This is a genomic window from Agrobacterium sp. 5Ca50 (genome assembly GCF_055381905.1).
This window is the reverse complement of sequence record NZ_AP026441.1, coordinates 68,092-84,004: the sequence shown is the minus strand read 5'-3', so window position 1 is coordinate 84,004 and position 15,913 is coordinate 68,092. Positions and strand designations below refer to the sequence as shown.

Here is a 15,913-nt window from a genome sequence, read left to right as displayed (position 1 = left end):
GCCATTACCTCGTGCTTGCTGCTTCGGCTTCTGCCGCCTGCATCAAGCCGCGCATGTAGCCGACAGCGTAGATGCGCCCCAATCCCTCGTATCCCGGATTGGCATTGGGTTCGCCCCACATCACCGGGGCGTGGTCAGGTCGCATCACGCCCTTGAAGCCGATGTCGCGATAGGCCTTGATGGTCGCGTACATGTCGGTCTTGCCCTGACCGTGGAAGGTCTCGGTGATGTGCTTCGCGTCGCCATCGATGTCGCGGAAATGAACGAAATGGATACGCCCATCGCGGCCAAGCTGCCGGATCGTTGCAGGAACATCGACGTTCATGGCGGCAAAATTCGCCTGGCAGAAGGTGATGCCGTTTGCCGGGCTGTCGGAAATCGACAAAAGCCGCTCGAAAGCGTCGACGCTGCGCATGATGCGACCGACACCCAGCAGGGGCGAGAGTGGCGGATCGTCGGGGTGCATTGCCAGCTTGACGCCAGCCTTTTCAGCGATTGGCGAGACGCGCTTGATGAAGGATTCGAGCGTACCCCAGAGCAGCTCTTCCGAAACCGTAACCTCGCCTTTCGAGCGCTGGTCTTTCTCAATAATCGAGTGATCGTAGCTGGTGGTCAGCGCGCCGCCTGGCAGGCGGGTCGTCGTCGAGGTCCGCATCCAGCCATGGATCGCCATCCAGCTATAGCAAAACACCTCGATGCCCAGCGCACCCATGTTTTCGATCACACGAATGACGCGCTCGATCTCTTCCTCACCTTCGGGAAGACCGAGCTTGATGTTGTTCATCGGCACCCAGCCTTCGATAACACCGATCTTGAAGCCGAAATCTTCGTAGGACTGCTGTACCTTTGCCAATGTCGGCAGGTCCCAGATGGGGATGTCCAGCGTGACGTCTCGGATCGTTACGCCATCGACGACGCCCATTTCACGGCCGTAATGCCACTTGGAGTTGACCTCGGGCTCAAGGCACATTGCAATTCTCATGACTTCCTCCCAAACCAGCATTTTCCGCTGGACACGCAACAAAAGTTCATATATGAACCTAAATGCTTCTTATATGAACAATAGCGCAAAATTTGCCCGTCCGTCAAGACGCAGGAGGCCCGATGCCGAACAGCAATCCGACGATTGAAAGAATGATGCAGATTTTCGAGGTCATCGAGAGCGTCGGCGATGCCGTTTCGCAGGCTGCACTCGTTGAAAGGACAGGGCTTGCGCGCTCGACGGTTTACCGGCTGCTGAATTCCCTGAGCGAGTGCGGAATGCTTCGTGAGGTTTCGGCGGGCCGGTTCGCTTTTGGTGGCAGGCTGCTGCAGCTTGCTGAAAAGGTCACGCCCGGGTCCGATTTCATTTCACGGCTGCGGTTCCTGCAACCCGTCCTCGACAAACTGGCGCTGGATATCGGCCAGACATGCAAGATTTCAGTGTTCGAGAGAGGCGCAATCATGGTGGTCGCGGGAGCCAGCGCCCGCACGCCGCATGCAATGAGCTACACAATCGGCGAATATTTGCCGCTTCATGCCGGTGGTGCGAGTAAGGTGCTGATGGCCTATCTCGAAAACGGGCAACGCCAGCGGCTTCTGGGCAGCAACAGGCCACCGCTCACCGAGCGGACGATTGTCAACATGGATGACTTCGAACGTGAGATGGCCTTGGTGCGGGAGCGGGAGTGGGCCGAAGATCCTGGCGAATACAGCCTGAGTGTATGCTCCTATGCCGCGCCGATCCGTGGCACCGGCACCGAAGTGATCGCCGCTTTGAGCGTTCCATTCATATCAGGCACAAGCGACGATGACAGAGCAGAAATTCTCCGAGGCACTATTATCGGAGCCTGCAAGCTCTCCGAGGAATTTTGCCGGTTCGGGTGAATGAAGATCATTACCACCGTACCGCCGTCGCTCTTTGTGTGAACATTTCTAGTAAGCCGTCCACTTCGCTTTGGACAGCCAAGGCGTTCCGTCACACTCTACCTGATACACAATGTGGTTCGATTTGGCCAAAAATAGCAGCGTCGGATCGACGACACCAGTCTTAATTGAGTGGGAGCTAAAATGTCTGAAAACCACCGATTTACGTCCTTTACGACATCGGCAGGGTGCAAGATAAATACTTGCACCAGGCAGTGATGAGAAGGATTTCCTATGCAATATGTGACTCGAAGGACAGCAATCGTTTCCGGGATCGTGGCAATTGGAGGCTTGGCCCTCGGCGCCAGAGCCGCGACCGCGCAGGAGGGCTCAAAAGTATCTCCAGCAATCGACGCCTCCAATAATCCAAATCTGGAAAAAATCGCGCCATATAAAGCGCGATTTGGCCGCACAAAGCCATTGATAGCGGTGGTCGGTCTCAATGAGGGCACTGTGATCAGCGACTTTTGTATCCCGTTTGGCGTAATGGCGCGCGCGGACGTGGCAGATGTCGTCTCGGTCTCTGTGAGACCCGGTCCCGTTAAAATGCACCCTCTCACCTTTGAACTGCAATCGACTATCGATGATTTCGACAAACGTTATCCGCAGGGCGCCGATTATCTGTTTGTACCAGCGGTCTCAGACTTTAATGACACCACCCTCTTGCAATGGGTCAAGGCGCAGAGCGAGAAGGGGGGTACCATCATCAGCATTTGTTATGGTGCATTGCCAGTCGCCAACACAGGTCTTTTTGATGGCCATCGGGCAACCTCACACTACAGTAATGAGGAGATGCGCGCGAAGCTTTTCCCGAAGGTGAAATGGGAGAAAAATATTCGTTATGTTGCCGACGGTAGGCTCGTTTCCAGCGCAGGCGTCACCGCGTCCATGCCGACCTCTATCGCACTTGTCGAAGCAATCGCTGGTCCGGAAAAGGCCGCTCAGGTGGCCCGTGATGTCGGCATCGACAGGTGGGACTCTAGGCACAACAGCGACGTCTTCAAATCCGATCCAGACAATGCAGACATGCCGAATGGCGATACAAAGCCCCAATTCACAATTGGCATTCCGGTAAAAGCTGGTGACGACGAAATTGCACTCTCGCTGACTGCGGAAGCCTATAGCACGACGGGCATAACCACGGCCGTCACGGTTGCAGAGAGTACCGCACCTTTCCAATTGGCGCACGGCCTAGTTGTCCTCCCTGACCTCGTTGCAGGTGGCCCGGAGTCCGTTGACCGCACACTCGCACCGCTCGATGCAGATCAGGCGACCCGTGCGCTCGACATCGCGCTGAGCGATATCTCCAAGACGTATGGTCGGAAGGCCGCGCGGCACGTTGCGCTCTTTATGGAGTATCCTGGTTTCGAGGGTTAACTCGGAAACTCGCCAAAGGTTTGTATTCCTATGCCTCGCTGGCGAACCGTCGAGCGAGGCATATACGTGTTGACTAGAGTTCCGGTGACTGACTTGGTGAAGATTGGAGTTGAAATAATCGTTCGAGTTCAATCATGACGCGGCAAATAGGTTTTCTTGTATTCCCCGGCTTTAACCTGCTTGATCTGAGCGGCCCGCTTGAAGTGTTTCTGTGGGCAGAACGCCAGAATCCTGGCGCTTATCATTTGACAGTGATGTCTTTAAATGGTGGCGAGGTTGTGAGTGAATCAGCGCTGACTATCAACGCCAAACCGTTGATCCAAACACCCCTGGATACCCTGCTTGTTGTTGGTGGAACTTTGGTTGAGGGCGCCCTGGCGCCAGACATAATCAACTATGTGCGAGAAGCTTCCGCTCTCGCTCGACGTACGACAAGCGTCTGCACTGGCGCGTTCGTCTTGGCGGCCGCAGGTGTTCTGGACGGGGTCAGCGCTACAACTCATTGGATGGATGCCGCGAAACTGCAGGCCATGCACCCCGCCGTGCGCGTCGAGGCAGATCGGATCTTTATAAAAGCCGACAATATCTGGACCTCGGCCGGCGTCACCGCCGGTATCGATATGGCTCTGGCGCTTGTAGAAGAGGATCTCGGGAGGGAAGCCTCCTTGGCAATAGCCAGAATGTTGGTAGTTTACCATCGTCGAGCCGGAGGTCAGCAGCAGTATTCCTCGCTGCTCCATCTAAATCCAGACTCCGATAGAATCCGATTGGTGCTCGCCTACGTGCGAACTCATCTCAGTGATCCCTTGCCGGTGGAGCGACTGGCCGAAGTCGCCCACCTGAGCGCACGGCAATTTGGAAGGGCCTTTCATGCTGCGACAGGCGTAACGCCAGCCAAGGCTATAGAGCGATTGAGAGCCGAAGCCGCTCGACCCCGAATAGAGGAAGGCCGAGAGTCGCTGGAGGAAGTCGCCCGTGCGGTGGGCTTCAGTGATGCGAGCCGGATGCGACAGAGCTTCATCCGGATTTTCGGACATCCGCCACAGGCTATTCGGCGCGTCTCTAGATCAGAGTGATCCTACTGGTGGTGTTTTCATGTCATTTTCCTCAGAAATGGCCAAACTCAATATGCAACATGCCATAGCGAAGCCCGTGAGCTTTTTTCAGCAGCGCTTGGTCTTATAGCGAGCCTTTTTGAAACTGCGCATGATCTGGAGCGAGATTGCGCTGCCGGATTGCTTTTGACCTGCGCGATTGACCCAAAGTCGTCAGCGATGAGGGCGTGTAGTGGCTCTGTGCTGGAAGTCGGGGAGCGATGACATGACCGAAACCGTTGTGATCAGATGCTGATGGACAAATCAATCGAAGTGAAGGTTGCTTGTAGCAAAGCTCAGCCGCTGGAATGCAGGCACGGCAGATCAATCCTATCCTTCCTGCGTCTGTCGTATCGGCATGACCCTCCGAGATCGCGCTATAGTTATCGCTTCTTCTGGCCGGCGCAAACCTTCGGTGCCATCGTTTCCAGATCAATTATCACGATACTTCATCATGAAGACACCACGCGCCTTTATCGGCATCCAATCTTCATAAAATTTGCTGAGTTCCCCGGCCGGGTCCATATCCGTAAACACTTCAGGGTAGATCGCTTTGGCGAGATATTGAATATACGTATAGTCAAACACTGTCCCCAAACCTCCATGATAGACAACGTGGATGTCCCCTGTCTTTACTGCGGGCAAATCCCTCCAGCCGGGCCGCTGCAGATATGCATCAATGCGTTCATTTGCCAGCTTATGCCCGGTATCAAATCCGATGATAACGGCCTCAGGATAGCTGGCCCATTCAGCACTGGAGAGGAATATGACGTCAGGCTGCCTGCGCAGAATGAACTCGGCGCGCAATGGCCCCCAGTTTTCAATATAGTCGCTTGCTATGTTAATACTTCTGAGTTGCGCGATAATCCCGCCCCACATTGCCTTGCCATAGCTGTTGCCAATTTCGGATGGTCCGCCGCGCGCTAACTCGACGTAAATCCTTTTACTGGATGGTCCGGCTTTTCCGATCCTTTCGAGAACGTCCTCAACGGCACGACGATAATTATCAGCAATTCTTTTTGCCCGCCCATCAGCTCCCATAACCTGACCGATCAACAGAATTGACGCCAAGTGTTTTTCAAGTGTTTGCGACTGGAAATCAACGACGACGATGGGAATTCCGGCCTGGTCAAACTGTGTGACCGATTCACCCAACGCTTTGAATTGCCAGTTTGCGAGGATCACCAGATCAGGCCTCGCAGTGAGAGCTTTTTCGATAGAAAACGTTTGCGTTGATGTACTCCCAACGTCAACCAGATCTGAAATCGCGGGCATCGCCTTGATGTAGGCAGCATATTGTGCAGGACGCCAGTCCTTCCATGGCTCAAGCGAGACGGCCACAACCCTGTTCATAGCGTCCGGACCAACAATGGCCATAAAATCTTCGAAGTGGAAGCCAAGCAAAACGCGATTGGCCGGCTTCTCCAGAGTGACATGGCGATCGTAAAGATCCGTGACCCTGATCTCTGCCAACGCTGGCGACACAAAACCGAACAGCAAGCAGATGATCATCACTGCTTCTCTCAATTTGCAAATCATAATTACTATCCTTTTTGGAATGACTGGCGGCTGAATGAATACGCCGACCATCGGCAACCATAATCAGAATGACTAAGACGGTTTGTTCAGTGCACAGAGCCACATTTGTGATTGCCAGATGACCAAACGGGATAATCATCAACACCCAGCCGCTCACTGGAATGCCACAGACTATCCCCTTCAGCATCACGGCTCCCTGAGAAGCTTTTGAATCCTTGAAACGGCCAGAGAGGCCTCTTCACCGTAGGCGATCGTGCCCTTCAACGCGCCGTCAGCCCCCACAAGAAAGACAGAGGCTGTATGATCCATGGTGTAGTCACCGTCCCCCGTCGGTACTTTTGCCGCATACACCCGCCATCCCCTGATGACTTTCTGCATTTCATCTGGACTACCGGTAATGCCTGTAATCCTGTCGGTGAAGGCAGACGTGTAGCTGTGCATAAGTTCAGGGTTGTCACGCTCGGGGTCGACCGAAAAGAAAAATGCCTTGAGAGGATCAGCCTCGGCTCCAAGTGTCTTAAACCAGCCAGCCATTTCATAAAGTGTAGTCGGGCACACCTCAGGACAACGCGTAAAGCCAAAATATAGCAGGGAAGGGTGCGCCTCTAATGCCTTATCGGTGATGGGCTCACCGCGGCCGTCGATAAGGGTGAATGGGGCGCCAAGACGCCCCATGTTCATGACCGGCTGGTTCAGCCACAGCCACACTATCCCGACCAAAAGTCCAAGAATTACGGTTCCTAACAAAGTTGTAAAAAAAACGATCCGCCGATTATGCGTCACTTTTTGTGCCCCTTGTGCGTCCCGTGACCATGACCATGTTGATCACTCTCTCCGTTGACCAACACTGTGCCCTCAAAACTGGAGAAGAGTTTAAGCGTTCGGCTTTCCAGTTTGCCCTCAGCAACTGCGAGATCAGAGGCAATCTGGTTCGCCTCATCGTCGGGCACACCGATTTTCTTCAGGGCGTCTACATCCTTTAGACTGTCACCACTGCACAGATATACCGTCCAGCCATCATCTGACCTCTTCAAAAGAGCACGCCCGCCACGTTCTCCTTGCACCCATCCAGCTACGGCCCAATTGTCGGAGGCTATGACCGGCGCGACATCTAGGCGGTTGTCAGCGGTTTCAAAAATACCTTTCAGGACAGACGGAATTGCCTGTTGAGCATCTGATTGTGTCGCGTCGGTGTGCTGATGGGTAGAATGGGCACTGCTCTTACCTGCTGCGGTGCTCACATTGAATTCTACGTCAATCGATCCGGCTCTTTCGAATGCAAGCGTAGCTTTTATCTTCTCGCCCTCCTTGAACGGCTCTTTCACATCCATAAACATGATGTGAAGACCGCCGGGTTTGAGTTCCACCGCCCCTTCATCTGGTATAGCGATACCATTCTCAAGTTCGCGCATCTTCATGACCTCATTTACAATGGCCATTTCATGAAGCTGGACGTCGCCAGCGCGAGATGCGGTAGCACTTACCAGCCGGTCTTTGACTTTGCCATGATTGGTGATTTTCAGGTAACCAGCCCCCACTTTAGCTCCTGGCAGCATTGCCCGGGCATATGGGTGATTGATTTCCATTTCCCCAAGTCTGTAGTCATGACCGAAGGTGGCAAGGGCAAAAGACAAGGTGAAGAAAGTGGTTGCGGCAATTCCTGTGGCAAATTTCTTCATTTTATTTCCCCTTATTGTGTCCGCGTGCCTCCTGAAGACCGCGAGATTTGCATGTGTCAGCTAATCGTGTATCGCCTGCTGCAAGCGATATCAGGCGCTCCCGATCAGTGATCGTCACGAATTCCGGGGATCGAAAGTCAATAATGCCTGAACGTTTCAATCCGCCTATGCAACGGCTCACAGTCTCAAGCGTCAAGCCAAGCCAGTCCGCCAGATCGCCGCGTGTCAGATAAAGTGTAAACGTTACGTTCTTTCGTTTTGGACGGTCCACACGACTGGAGAACTCCTTAGAAAGCTCGTAAAGAGCAGATGCAACCCGCTCGTAGGCCGTCTTTTGGCCGAGCCGCAACGCATGATCTTGAGCTCTGCGTAACATTGTCCTTGTTTCAGCAGATAGAATGATCGCTCTGTTCTCATCCGCAACGACACTCGTCAGCCGTGTCCGCGACAATACTATGGCGGAACAACTGCTCCAATCTGTGATCATTGATCCAAATACACGTCCTGGGCCAAGAACATCTAAAATCTGGCGTCGTCCGTTGTGCAGCCTCGAAAATAGCGCAACGCAGCCTTCCTGGATTTCGAACAAGGTCGAATCTCCCAAAAAGGGAACTTCGGTGCGTGGTGGAAGGTTATAACCGCGACCTTTCAGAGGTCCGGTATAACCAAACATAGTTTCGGGAACAGTGGATTGTTCCGCCCAGGACGGGTCGGAAAACGACATGACAGGCATGGGGAATAGTCCAGATTTGCAGCGCAACACATCACTCTAAAGCGACATGTTCCGTCACATGCTGAAGGGTGCAGCCGTGAAAGACACGGCCGCGGTTCAGGCAATCAAATCGGGACCTGGTGGTCCACGTGGACTGGCATTGGGAGGAAAAAGTTGACGGTAATACGCCTCTTCAACAAGGGGCGGCAAAGCCATCATCCGTGTAAATTGTGTTGGCCAGCCCCCCGCATGTGCAGGAGGAGGCAAGATTATAGATGTTGTCAGACGGCAAACTTCGCACCCTGATGCGGGCATGCCGTCGTGGGGTTTTCCTTTATTGTCATCATCGGGTAGGCAAAGTACCGGTATCGTACCATCCGGCAGGACATATTCCGCGAGCTCCATTGTCGAAACGGAACCAGATGCAAGGACCGGGGCTCGATGCGTAAATGCTGTGCAAACCAGGGCAACGGCGCACACAAAGCGCAACCACCAGCCCCATCTTTGCGTCGAATATTTCATGTAGTGCTCCCCAAGGCAAAATAAGAATAGCATATTTACCGCCTTTGGCCATGTGTCATCTGATCGCGCCATGATACCGCAACCCGTCATTCTGTGATGTAAAGCTGATTACAGACGACAGGGTTTCAACGCTTTCACCTTTCGGGAAACCCTTTGAATCTGTGTCTACCCACTTAGCTACATCGCTGGTGCCCAGAGCTCTGCCGGATCGGATCTTGCCAGGCCGCGCAACATTGCGACAGATCTGATGACGGCATCAGTATGCCTGATACTTACGCCGTATTCATAGAAGCGTGCAAATGTCCTGCTCAAACTCGCTGGCTTCATTCCCCAGTCGACCCTCGATAAGAGCTTTATGGTAGGGCAAACGGAACTGTGGAAGTATCAACGCCACAGAGACACAGTTCGAGAAAAAATTCCGCCACGAGTTGCGCACCTGAACGTGCCTTGAGTTGCTCTATGTGCTCCACCAAACCTTGCTGATGCAACATAGTAGATTCGGGAACCGATATTGCCAGTTCGGGGTGAGTTTTTATGAGGCAAAGCAACGTCTCTGATGGGATGCCAACGATCTAACAGTCTGTCACAGCTTCAGCCGAGACCAAATAGTTTGCATTCCGCAGAGCGACTGGCTCACCGAGACTTTGGCCTTTCGTCATAATCCCAACGATTGCTTCAGTTCCATTTGGTGTCATCCTGTAGGGGTGAATGTTCGGTGCTGATTGACCCGCATCGCGCTGTTTTGCCTGGTGAGTGCTAAGAACTCCGCGGTCAACGCCTCGATCTTCCTGTCAAGCATTCGCCATTCGTCCCGCAATTCGATGACCAAGCTGACAAACCTCATCAGCTTCGGCAAGGAGACCGCCCAGAGCGCGCTCGAACTTCACGCGGCCTGCGGCGAATATGACACCTCTCTCAAGAAGAACGGCACGCAACTGCTTGATCAAGGTCGTTCGCTCCGCAACCAGCCGTGATCGAATCCGATGCGACGTCTGGATTTCCAACTGCTCCTGGCTCTTCAGTTCGACAAACCGCATCGTCGGTCGAAATGCCGCTTCGGCAATATGCGACGAGATTGCAGTGGGAGCGTCCGCGCCTGCTCTATTGTCACCCTGACGGATTCGGTTTCAACGATTAGCCCAAGTTTCAGCTTGTTGCTCTGATCCCGCAAAAACTGGACCGTTTTTGATTAGAGTTTCTCGCACTAGATTCCCGGCTTAGGACAAGAGCTGGAACCATGAAAGCATCGATTTTTTCGGATACCCAAAAGGCGTCCATTCTCAAGGAGGTTGTCGATGGCGTGCCGGTGGCGAGATCTTGCGCAAGACGGGGATCAGCCCGGCGACCTATTTCAATTGGCGCAATAAGTATGCAGGCCTGCTACCTCATGAGATGCGGCAGTCGACCTAAGCGCTCAACAGCAGGGAAAACCGACAGAAAGCGGCGGAGGCATCGCGCGGCCGGGGCGCGGCGAGATTTACGCAACGCTGCACGGCGAACTGGCAGAGCGGCAAGCAATTGGAAAGGCTGTAAACTAGCACTCCCAGAAGTGATCTCATGGGAGTGCCGTTATTAGTGGTTTGGCGGGGGGTAGCAATAGGTGCTTGTTCTGCGCGATAACAAACACGTCGGGCACACTCACCGAAACAAGCACCTCCCCATCGATCGACGTGTGGGCCTGCCGAAGGGGTGGATAAGCTGGATCTGCGGACCGCGCAAGATAGGTCGTAATGCCGTCAGTGCCCGGCATTATTCATAAACCATCGTCTGCCCGGGAGAGAATACTCCTCAGCATATCGTCGATCGACGACCTTGCTTCCATCTTCCCCATTGGCCTCTCTCCGCTCCATGAATGAACGAGCCAGAACTCGCATCGGGGGCGAATGCGGACAATGTGCAAAACTTTAGTGGAAGACTCGAAAGTCACCCGTTATAGGCGGCTGCGAGGCAGTGCGCGCCATCTCCGGGCTTTGTAACCCCAAGAACACCGGTTTGGTGCTCGCCTTTAGGTCTCTGAATTCCTTGACCTATGGTCGGGCGATTGTTTGCTGGATTTTACAAATGAAGTGATGCAGGCCGGGTGATTCCGCGAACCGCAGCGCTCCGCGATAAGAAGACGCGTTCTGATAGTCGAGCTTCGTCTCCTTCGATCCGTCGCGCGACATCCGCTCATGCAGTCGCGCTATTGCCAGTTCCTCGACGGCGACGACCTTCCACGAATTGCGATCGGCTTCGGTGCCATCCGGCAGAGTGACGCGCTCGAAACTGGCATGCTGGAGCCCGATGCGATCACCGATGCTGGCATCCGCCGCCGCCAATGCACCGGCAAGATCGACGCCCCACACGGTGCGCTCCCGGCCATCGACGAAGCCGAGCGTGACGTAGTAACTGGCCCGGTTGCCCGGCTTGTTCTCATAGGGTGCTTCACCATGAGCGGTCAGCACGCCGCCGCGTCGTTGGGCTAATTCTTCCAGCCGGACATATAGCTCGGCCGTCTCGCGATGGCGGGTCATGGCGACATAGGCGAGATGTCGATCCAGAGTGCTCGATGCCAGAACCTTCGCCCGATCGACGGTGGCGCCCTTTCTCTTGTGAACCATGGTGGCATACAGCCGAAGGCTACGAAGTGGGCCGAGATCGCCTTACCATGATGGTCGGTGCAGATGGCTGTGTCGCTAGCCTAATTGCCTTTCTCGTAAACAACACCACGACCTACGCGCGAGGGCAATTTATCCGGCTTCGCTTCTTTCTTCTGTTCGGGACCAAGCCGAGCAGATGGCGTGCTTTCGTCACTGCAACGCCACGATGAGGCTTGGTCACATCTATAATTCGCTTATGGAATTTTCCGTTGAGGAAGCCAGCTTCATCAACGATTTCCGCATTGTCGGCGTGATCGTAAAACAGGGCGGCTCGGACATCATGCGGCTATACATGGCCGCGGTGGTTGCCCTCGAAGATAATATGCAGAAACGTTGGCTCAGAAAGTTCCAGGTCTTGGTTTTATACATGGTCGAAAAAATTGATCCCATCTTGATCAATTCCCGTGTACGCGAAACCCTTCTGGGTGTGGAAAAACCCAATTACAGCGGTTGGGTCGGGCATCGTGCACTCATTCCGGCTGAAAAGCTGAAAAAATTCAATCTTGAATTTGAAGATTGCGTCAAATGGTGGGGTCCCGACCGCCACATGATGGCCTATTTCACGACAGCTCGTAAGGACGAATACTATTACGTTACCGGCGTTCCGCACCCCGCTTGGGAGTTTGATTCCGCATTCGTCGAAAGCAGCCGCGAGGAAATGGCCGAAGCCTTCCCCGATTATCACCCGATTATTCAGGCGCTTATCGAAAGCACCGACGAAGTTACCAAATGGCCGCTGTTCAACCGCAATCCATTGCCGTTGTGGAGCAAGGGACGGCTGGTTCTGCTTGGTGATGCATGTCACCCGATGAAGCCACATATGGCACAGGGTGCCGCCATGGCGATCGAAGACGGTGCGATGCTGACACGTTGCCTGCAGGAAACTGGTCTCAGCGATTTCCAGACGGCTTTCAAACTTTATGAAATCAACCGTCGCGACCGCTCAACCCGCGTTCAGACCGTTTCCAACGCCAACACGTTCCTTCTGCAACAGGAAGATCCATCCTGGGTTTATGGCTATGACGTTTACGCCGAACCGCTGAAAAGCGAGTCCGCGGCATGAGCAGCGCGTTTCTCTATGGTGCCAATATCTTCGCCAATGGCATTCGCCAGCACTACCTGCGTTATGGTGGCAAAGGGCAACCCGTTGTCCTTATCCCCGGCATAACCAGCCCTGCCATCACTTGGGGTTTTGTTGCTGAAAAGCTTGCCGAACGATATGACGTCTATGTTCTCGATGTTCGCGGTCGTGGACTATCATCCACGGGGCCGGACCTCGATTACGGTCTTGATGCCATGGCAGCCGATGTCGTTGGTTTGGCAGAGGCGCTTGGCCTGTCTAAACCTGCTCTTCTAGGACACTCCATGGGTGCGCGCATCGCAATGCGCGCCTCCGTATCAGCGCCCGGTGCGTTTTCGCGATTGGTTCTGGTTGATCCGCCAGTGTCAGGTCCTGAACGTCGTCCCTATCCGAGTAAATTGCCTTGGTACGTGGACTCTATTCGCCAGTCGCTGAAAGGCATGACCGCTGAAGACATGAAGGCGTTCTGCCCGACATGGACTGATGAGCAACTCAAGCTGCGGGCCGAATGGCTGCACACCTGCTATGAGCCTGCCATCGTCACGGCTTTTGAGGATTTCCACAAGGACGACATTTTTCCAGATATCGCCAAATTGTCTGTACCATCCATGCTTATGGTGGCGGCACGCGGCGGCGTGATTGAAAAAGTCGATCAGGATGAAGCGCAAGCGCTTTGCCCCGCTTTGGAAATCACTCATGTCGCCAATGCTGGACATATGATCCCATGGGACGATTTTGACGGCTTTTTTGTCGCTCTCGGAGATTTCCTCTCCCGTTGAAAATGAAGACTGCGGCGGGTTTTGAACTCGCCGTTTTTGTTTGATGTCAGGTTTATCTTGCAGAGGACTACACCAGTGCAGAAAATTTATCGTATCGGCCAGATTGTTCCGAGCTCCAACACGACAATGGAAACTGAAATTCCCGCCATGTTGACGGCGCGTCAATCCATCCGTCCTGAGCGTTTCACATTCCATTCCAGCCGTATGCGCATGAAAAAAGTGGTGAAGGAAGAACTTGCGGCAATGGACGCTGAGTCTGACCGTTGCGCTATCGAACTTTCTGATGCCCGTGTTGATGTGCTTGGCTATGCTTGCCTCGTCGCAATCATGGCAATGGGGCTGGGATACCACCGTGAATCGGAAAAGCGGTTGACAGGCCGCACGATTGACGAGGGTACCAATATTCCTGTTGTCACCAGCGCTGGTGCTCTCATAGAGGGCCTGAAGGTGATGAAAGCGAAAAAGATTGCCGTTGTTGCCCCCTATATGAAGCCGCTGACCGAGCTGGTGGTGAACTACATCCGCGAGGAAGGCTTTGAAGTGATGGATTGGCGGGCGCTTGAAATTCCCGACAATCTTGATGTTGCGCGTCATGATCCGGAAAACCTGCCAGCGATTGTACAAACGCTTGATCTAAGCGATGTGGACGTGATCGTGCTTTCTGCCTGCGTACAAATGCCGTCGCTTCCGGTCATCGCCAAGGTAGAAGCTATGACTGGCAAGCCAGTTCTAACCGCTGCCGTTGCCACGACTTATTGCATGTTGAAATCGTTGGGTCTGGAAGCCGTTTCGCCCGGCGCGGGTGCGCTTTTGTCTGGCGCTTATTAAGGAGAGCTGACATGCAAAGCGCTGAAGCCAATTATCAGGGTGTCTGGGGCAACCGCATTGGTTTCGGCCAGCGTCCCGCCCTCGTCGTCATTGATTTTCTGAAAGCCTACACTATCGAGGGTGCTCCACTTTATGCACCGGGTGTTGTTGAAGCTGTTGCCAATACGCCTGAGTTGATTGTGGCGGCACGCGAGGCTGGAATTCCTGTCATACACACGCGCATTCTTTATCTGGCCGAAGATTGCGCTGACGGTGGCATGTGGGTGAAAAAGTCCCCCGTCATGAAGGCCATGGTGCAAGGCAATGTACTTGCCGAGTTTTGCGATGAAGTGGAGCCCGCCAAGAACGAGCTTGTCATCGTCAAGCAATATGCAAGCGCTTTTTTCGGCACCAGTCTCGCATCGCACCTGCATGCACTAGGTGTCGACACTGTGGTGATGGCGGGTTGCTCGACAAGCGGTTGCATCCGGGCAAGTGCGGTTGATGCTGTACAACATGGTTTCCGGGCCATTGTCGTGCGTGACTGTGTAGGGGACCGCCATCCTGATCCGCATAATGCCAATCTCTTCGATATCGATAGCAAATACGGCGACGTTATTTCCCGGGAGGAAACCATCGCCGCAATCTCAAGCGTGAAATCAGACTGTCCGTAACTGTAGGAAAAACCTAAGCCTTCAAGCAATAAAGGGAACGAACATGGACCAATTTAGCTTCACGGAAATCTGCCTGCATCAGTTGAAGATGTCGGGCGTTCACGAGGGCGAAAAACTCATTGTCCTTACCCAAGGCAATGAGCGCCTTGATTACGCCGACGCCTTCATGGCGGCTGGCATGCGTCTTGGCGCAAGTATGTATCACATGCGCCTGCCGCCGGTGCCACCAGCAGGTGCTTGGGCGGTTGGTCAGACCGGACTGGCAGCCATGCCGGAAGCCGTGGAGGCCCTGAAAGCCGCCGACATGCTGATCGATTGCATTTTCCTGCTTTTCAGCCCGGAGCAGATGGCAATCCAGGCAGCTGGCACACGCATCCTGACTGCCGTTGAACCGCCAGAGATTCTCGCACGCATGTTGCCGACCAAGGAACTGCGCGAGCGCGTCGAATTTGCTGGTGACTTGCTGTCCAAGGCTAAGATGATGCGGATCACCTCAGAGCACGGCACCGATGTGACGTATAAGCTCAACACTTACCCCGCCGTCACGGAATATGCATGCACCGACGAGCCTGGCCGCTGGGACCATTGGCCATCTGGCTTTGTGTTCACAGGTGGTGATGACGATGGCGTTGATGGTACGATTGTTGTTGCTCCGGGCGATATCCTTCTGCCGCAGAACATCTACGTGCGTGATCCGATCATCTATACAATCGAAAACGGTTGGATCACCGACATTCGTGGTGGTCTCGATGCAGAACTGGTCAAGTCTTATATGGCGGGGTTCAATGACCCCCGTGGTCTGGGCATGAGCCATGTTGGCTGGGGCCTTAATCAGAACGCCAAGTGGCATCGTATGGTGCCTGGCGAGTTCCCCGGCGGCATGGGAATGGAGGCGCGTTCGTTCTACGGCAACGTCATGTTCTCCACCGGCCCGAACAACGAACTCGGCGGCCCAAATGACACCGCATGCCATCTGGATATCCCGATGCGCAATTGCTCGCTCTTCCTTGATGACGAACCGATGGTTCTCAATGGCGATATCGCCGTCAAGGAAATGCAATATAAATTCGGCTGATCCTTTGGCCTCCAGCCGGATTGTAATCGA

General features: G+C 54.0%; 13 protein-coding genes and 3 pseudogenes. 9 read left to right on the top strand and 7 right to left on the bottom strand.

Going from position 1 to position 15,913, the window contains the following annotated elements:
• Positions 1–4: 4 nt before the first annotated feature.
• Positions 5–982 (bottom strand): mannonate dehydratase, encoded by a 978-nt coding sequence (locus ACZ5FM_RS27130; RefSeq protein ID WP_464041687.1) that lies wholly within the window; start codon positions 980–982, stop codon positions 5–7.
• 122 nt (positions 983–1,104) lie between these two features.
• Between ACZ5FM_RS27130 and ACZ5FM_RS27125 the strand changes: the two genes are divergently transcribed.
• The 3 genes from ACZ5FM_RS27125 to ACZ5FM_RS27115 all read left to right on the top strand — a co-directional run bounded on the left by ACZ5FM_RS27125 (position 1,105) and on the right by ACZ5FM_RS27115 (position 4,358).
• On the top strand, positions 1,105–1,866 hold the full coding sequence (locus tag ACZ5FM_RS27125) for an IclR family transcriptional regulator (RefSeq protein ID WP_464041686.1): 762 nt from the start codon (positions 1,105–1,107) through the stop codon (positions 1,864–1,866).
• A gap of 273 nt (positions 1,867–2,139) precedes the next feature.
• A complete protein-coding gene (locus ACZ5FM_RS27120) occupies positions 2,140–3,282 on the top strand; it encodes a DJ-1/PfpI family protein (protein WP_464041685.1) in 1,143 nt (380 codons plus the stop codon).
• Between the two features lie 134 nt (positions 3,283–3,416).
• Complete coding sequence (locus tag ACZ5FM_RS27115) at positions 3,417–4,358, top strand: GlxA family transcriptional regulator (RefSeq protein WP_464041684.1); 942 nt, start codon at positions 3,417–3,419, stop codon at positions 4,356–4,358.
• 450 nt (positions 4,359–4,808) lie between these two features.
• On the opposite strand, the gene ACZ5FM_RS27110 is transcribed toward ACZ5FM_RS27115, so the two are convergent.
• From ACZ5FM_RS27110 to ACZ5FM_RS27090, 5 genes and pseudogenes are all read right to left on the bottom strand, one after another.
• Positions 4,809–5,966, bottom strand: coding sequence for an ABC transporter substrate-binding protein (locus ACZ5FM_RS27110; protein WP_464041683.1), 1,158 nt, complete (start codon positions 5,964–5,966; stop codon positions 4,809–4,811).
• A 135-nt stretch (positions 5,967–6,101) separates the two neighbouring features.
• Complete coding sequence (locus tag ACZ5FM_RS27105) at positions 6,102–6,698, bottom strand: SCO family protein (protein ID WP_464041682.1); 597 nt, start codon at positions 6,696–6,698, stop codon at positions 6,102–6,104.
• Positions 6,695–7,594, bottom strand: coding sequence for a copper uptake system-associated protein (locus tag ACZ5FM_RS27100; protein WP_464041681.1), 900 nt, complete (start codon positions 7,592–7,594; stop codon positions 6,695–6,697). The genes ACZ5FM_RS27105 and ACZ5FM_RS27100 overlap by 4 nt, the downstream gene beginning before the upstream one ends.
• 1 nt (position 7,595) lies before the next feature.
• Positions 7,596–8,327 (bottom strand): Crp/Fnr family transcriptional regulator, encoded by a 732-nt coding sequence (locus tag ACZ5FM_RS27095; RefSeq protein WP_464041680.1) that lies wholly within the window; start codon positions 8,325–8,327, stop codon positions 7,596–7,598.
• A 1,228-nt stretch (positions 8,328–9,555) separates the two neighbouring features.
• Positions 9,556–9,892: pseudogene (locus tag ACZ5FM_RS27090) on the bottom strand (IS110 family transposase); the annotation flags it as partial.
• Between the two features lie 173 nt (positions 9,893–10,065).
• On the opposite strand from ACZ5FM_RS27090, the pseudogene ACZ5FM_RS27085 reads away from it, so the two are divergent.
• Positions 10,066–10,229, top strand: a pseudogene (locus ACZ5FM_RS27085) (transposase); the annotation flags it as partial.
• A gap of 626 nt (positions 10,230–10,855) precedes the next feature.
• Here ACZ5FM_RS27085 and ACZ5FM_RS27080 read toward each other — a convergent pair.
• On the bottom strand, positions 10,856–11,428 hold the full coding sequence (locus tag ACZ5FM_RS27080) for a hypothetical protein (RefSeq protein ID WP_464041679.1): 573 nt from the start codon (positions 11,426–11,428) through the stop codon (positions 10,856–10,858).
• A 433-nt stretch (positions 11,429–11,861) separates the two neighbouring features.
• Here ACZ5FM_RS27080 and ACZ5FM_RS27075 point away from each other — a divergent pair.
• From ACZ5FM_RS27075 to ACZ5FM_RS27055, 5 genes and pseudogenes are all read left to right on the top strand, one after another.
• A pseudogene (locus tag ACZ5FM_RS27075) lies at positions 11,862–12,530 on the top strand (FAD-dependent monooxygenase); the annotation flags it as partial.
• Complete coding sequence (locus ACZ5FM_RS27070) at positions 12,527–13,327, top strand: alpha/beta fold hydrolase (RefSeq protein WP_464041678.1); 801 nt, start codon at positions 12,527–12,529, stop codon at positions 13,325–13,327. The pseudogene ACZ5FM_RS27075 and the gene ACZ5FM_RS27070, both read left to right, overlap by 4 nt.
• Before the next feature lie 75 nt (positions 13,328–13,402).
• A complete protein-coding gene (locus ACZ5FM_RS27065; protein ID WP_464041677.1) occupies positions 13,403–14,155 on the top strand; it encodes a maleate cis-trans isomerase family protein in 753 nt (250 codons plus the stop codon).
• Positions 14,156–14,166: 11 nt separating this feature from the next.
• On the top strand, positions 14,167–14,808 hold the full coding sequence (locus tag ACZ5FM_RS27060) for an N-carbamoylsarcosine amidohydrolase (RefSeq protein WP_464041676.1): 642 nt from the start codon (positions 14,167–14,169) through the stop codon (positions 14,806–14,808).
• 43 nt (positions 14,809–14,851) lie between these two features.
• Positions 14,852–15,883 (top strand): M29 family metallopeptidase, encoded by a 1,032-nt coding sequence (locus ACZ5FM_RS27055; protein WP_464041674.1) that lies wholly within the window; start codon positions 14,852–14,854, stop codon positions 15,881–15,883.
• Positions 15,884–15,913: the final 30 nt, after the last annotated feature.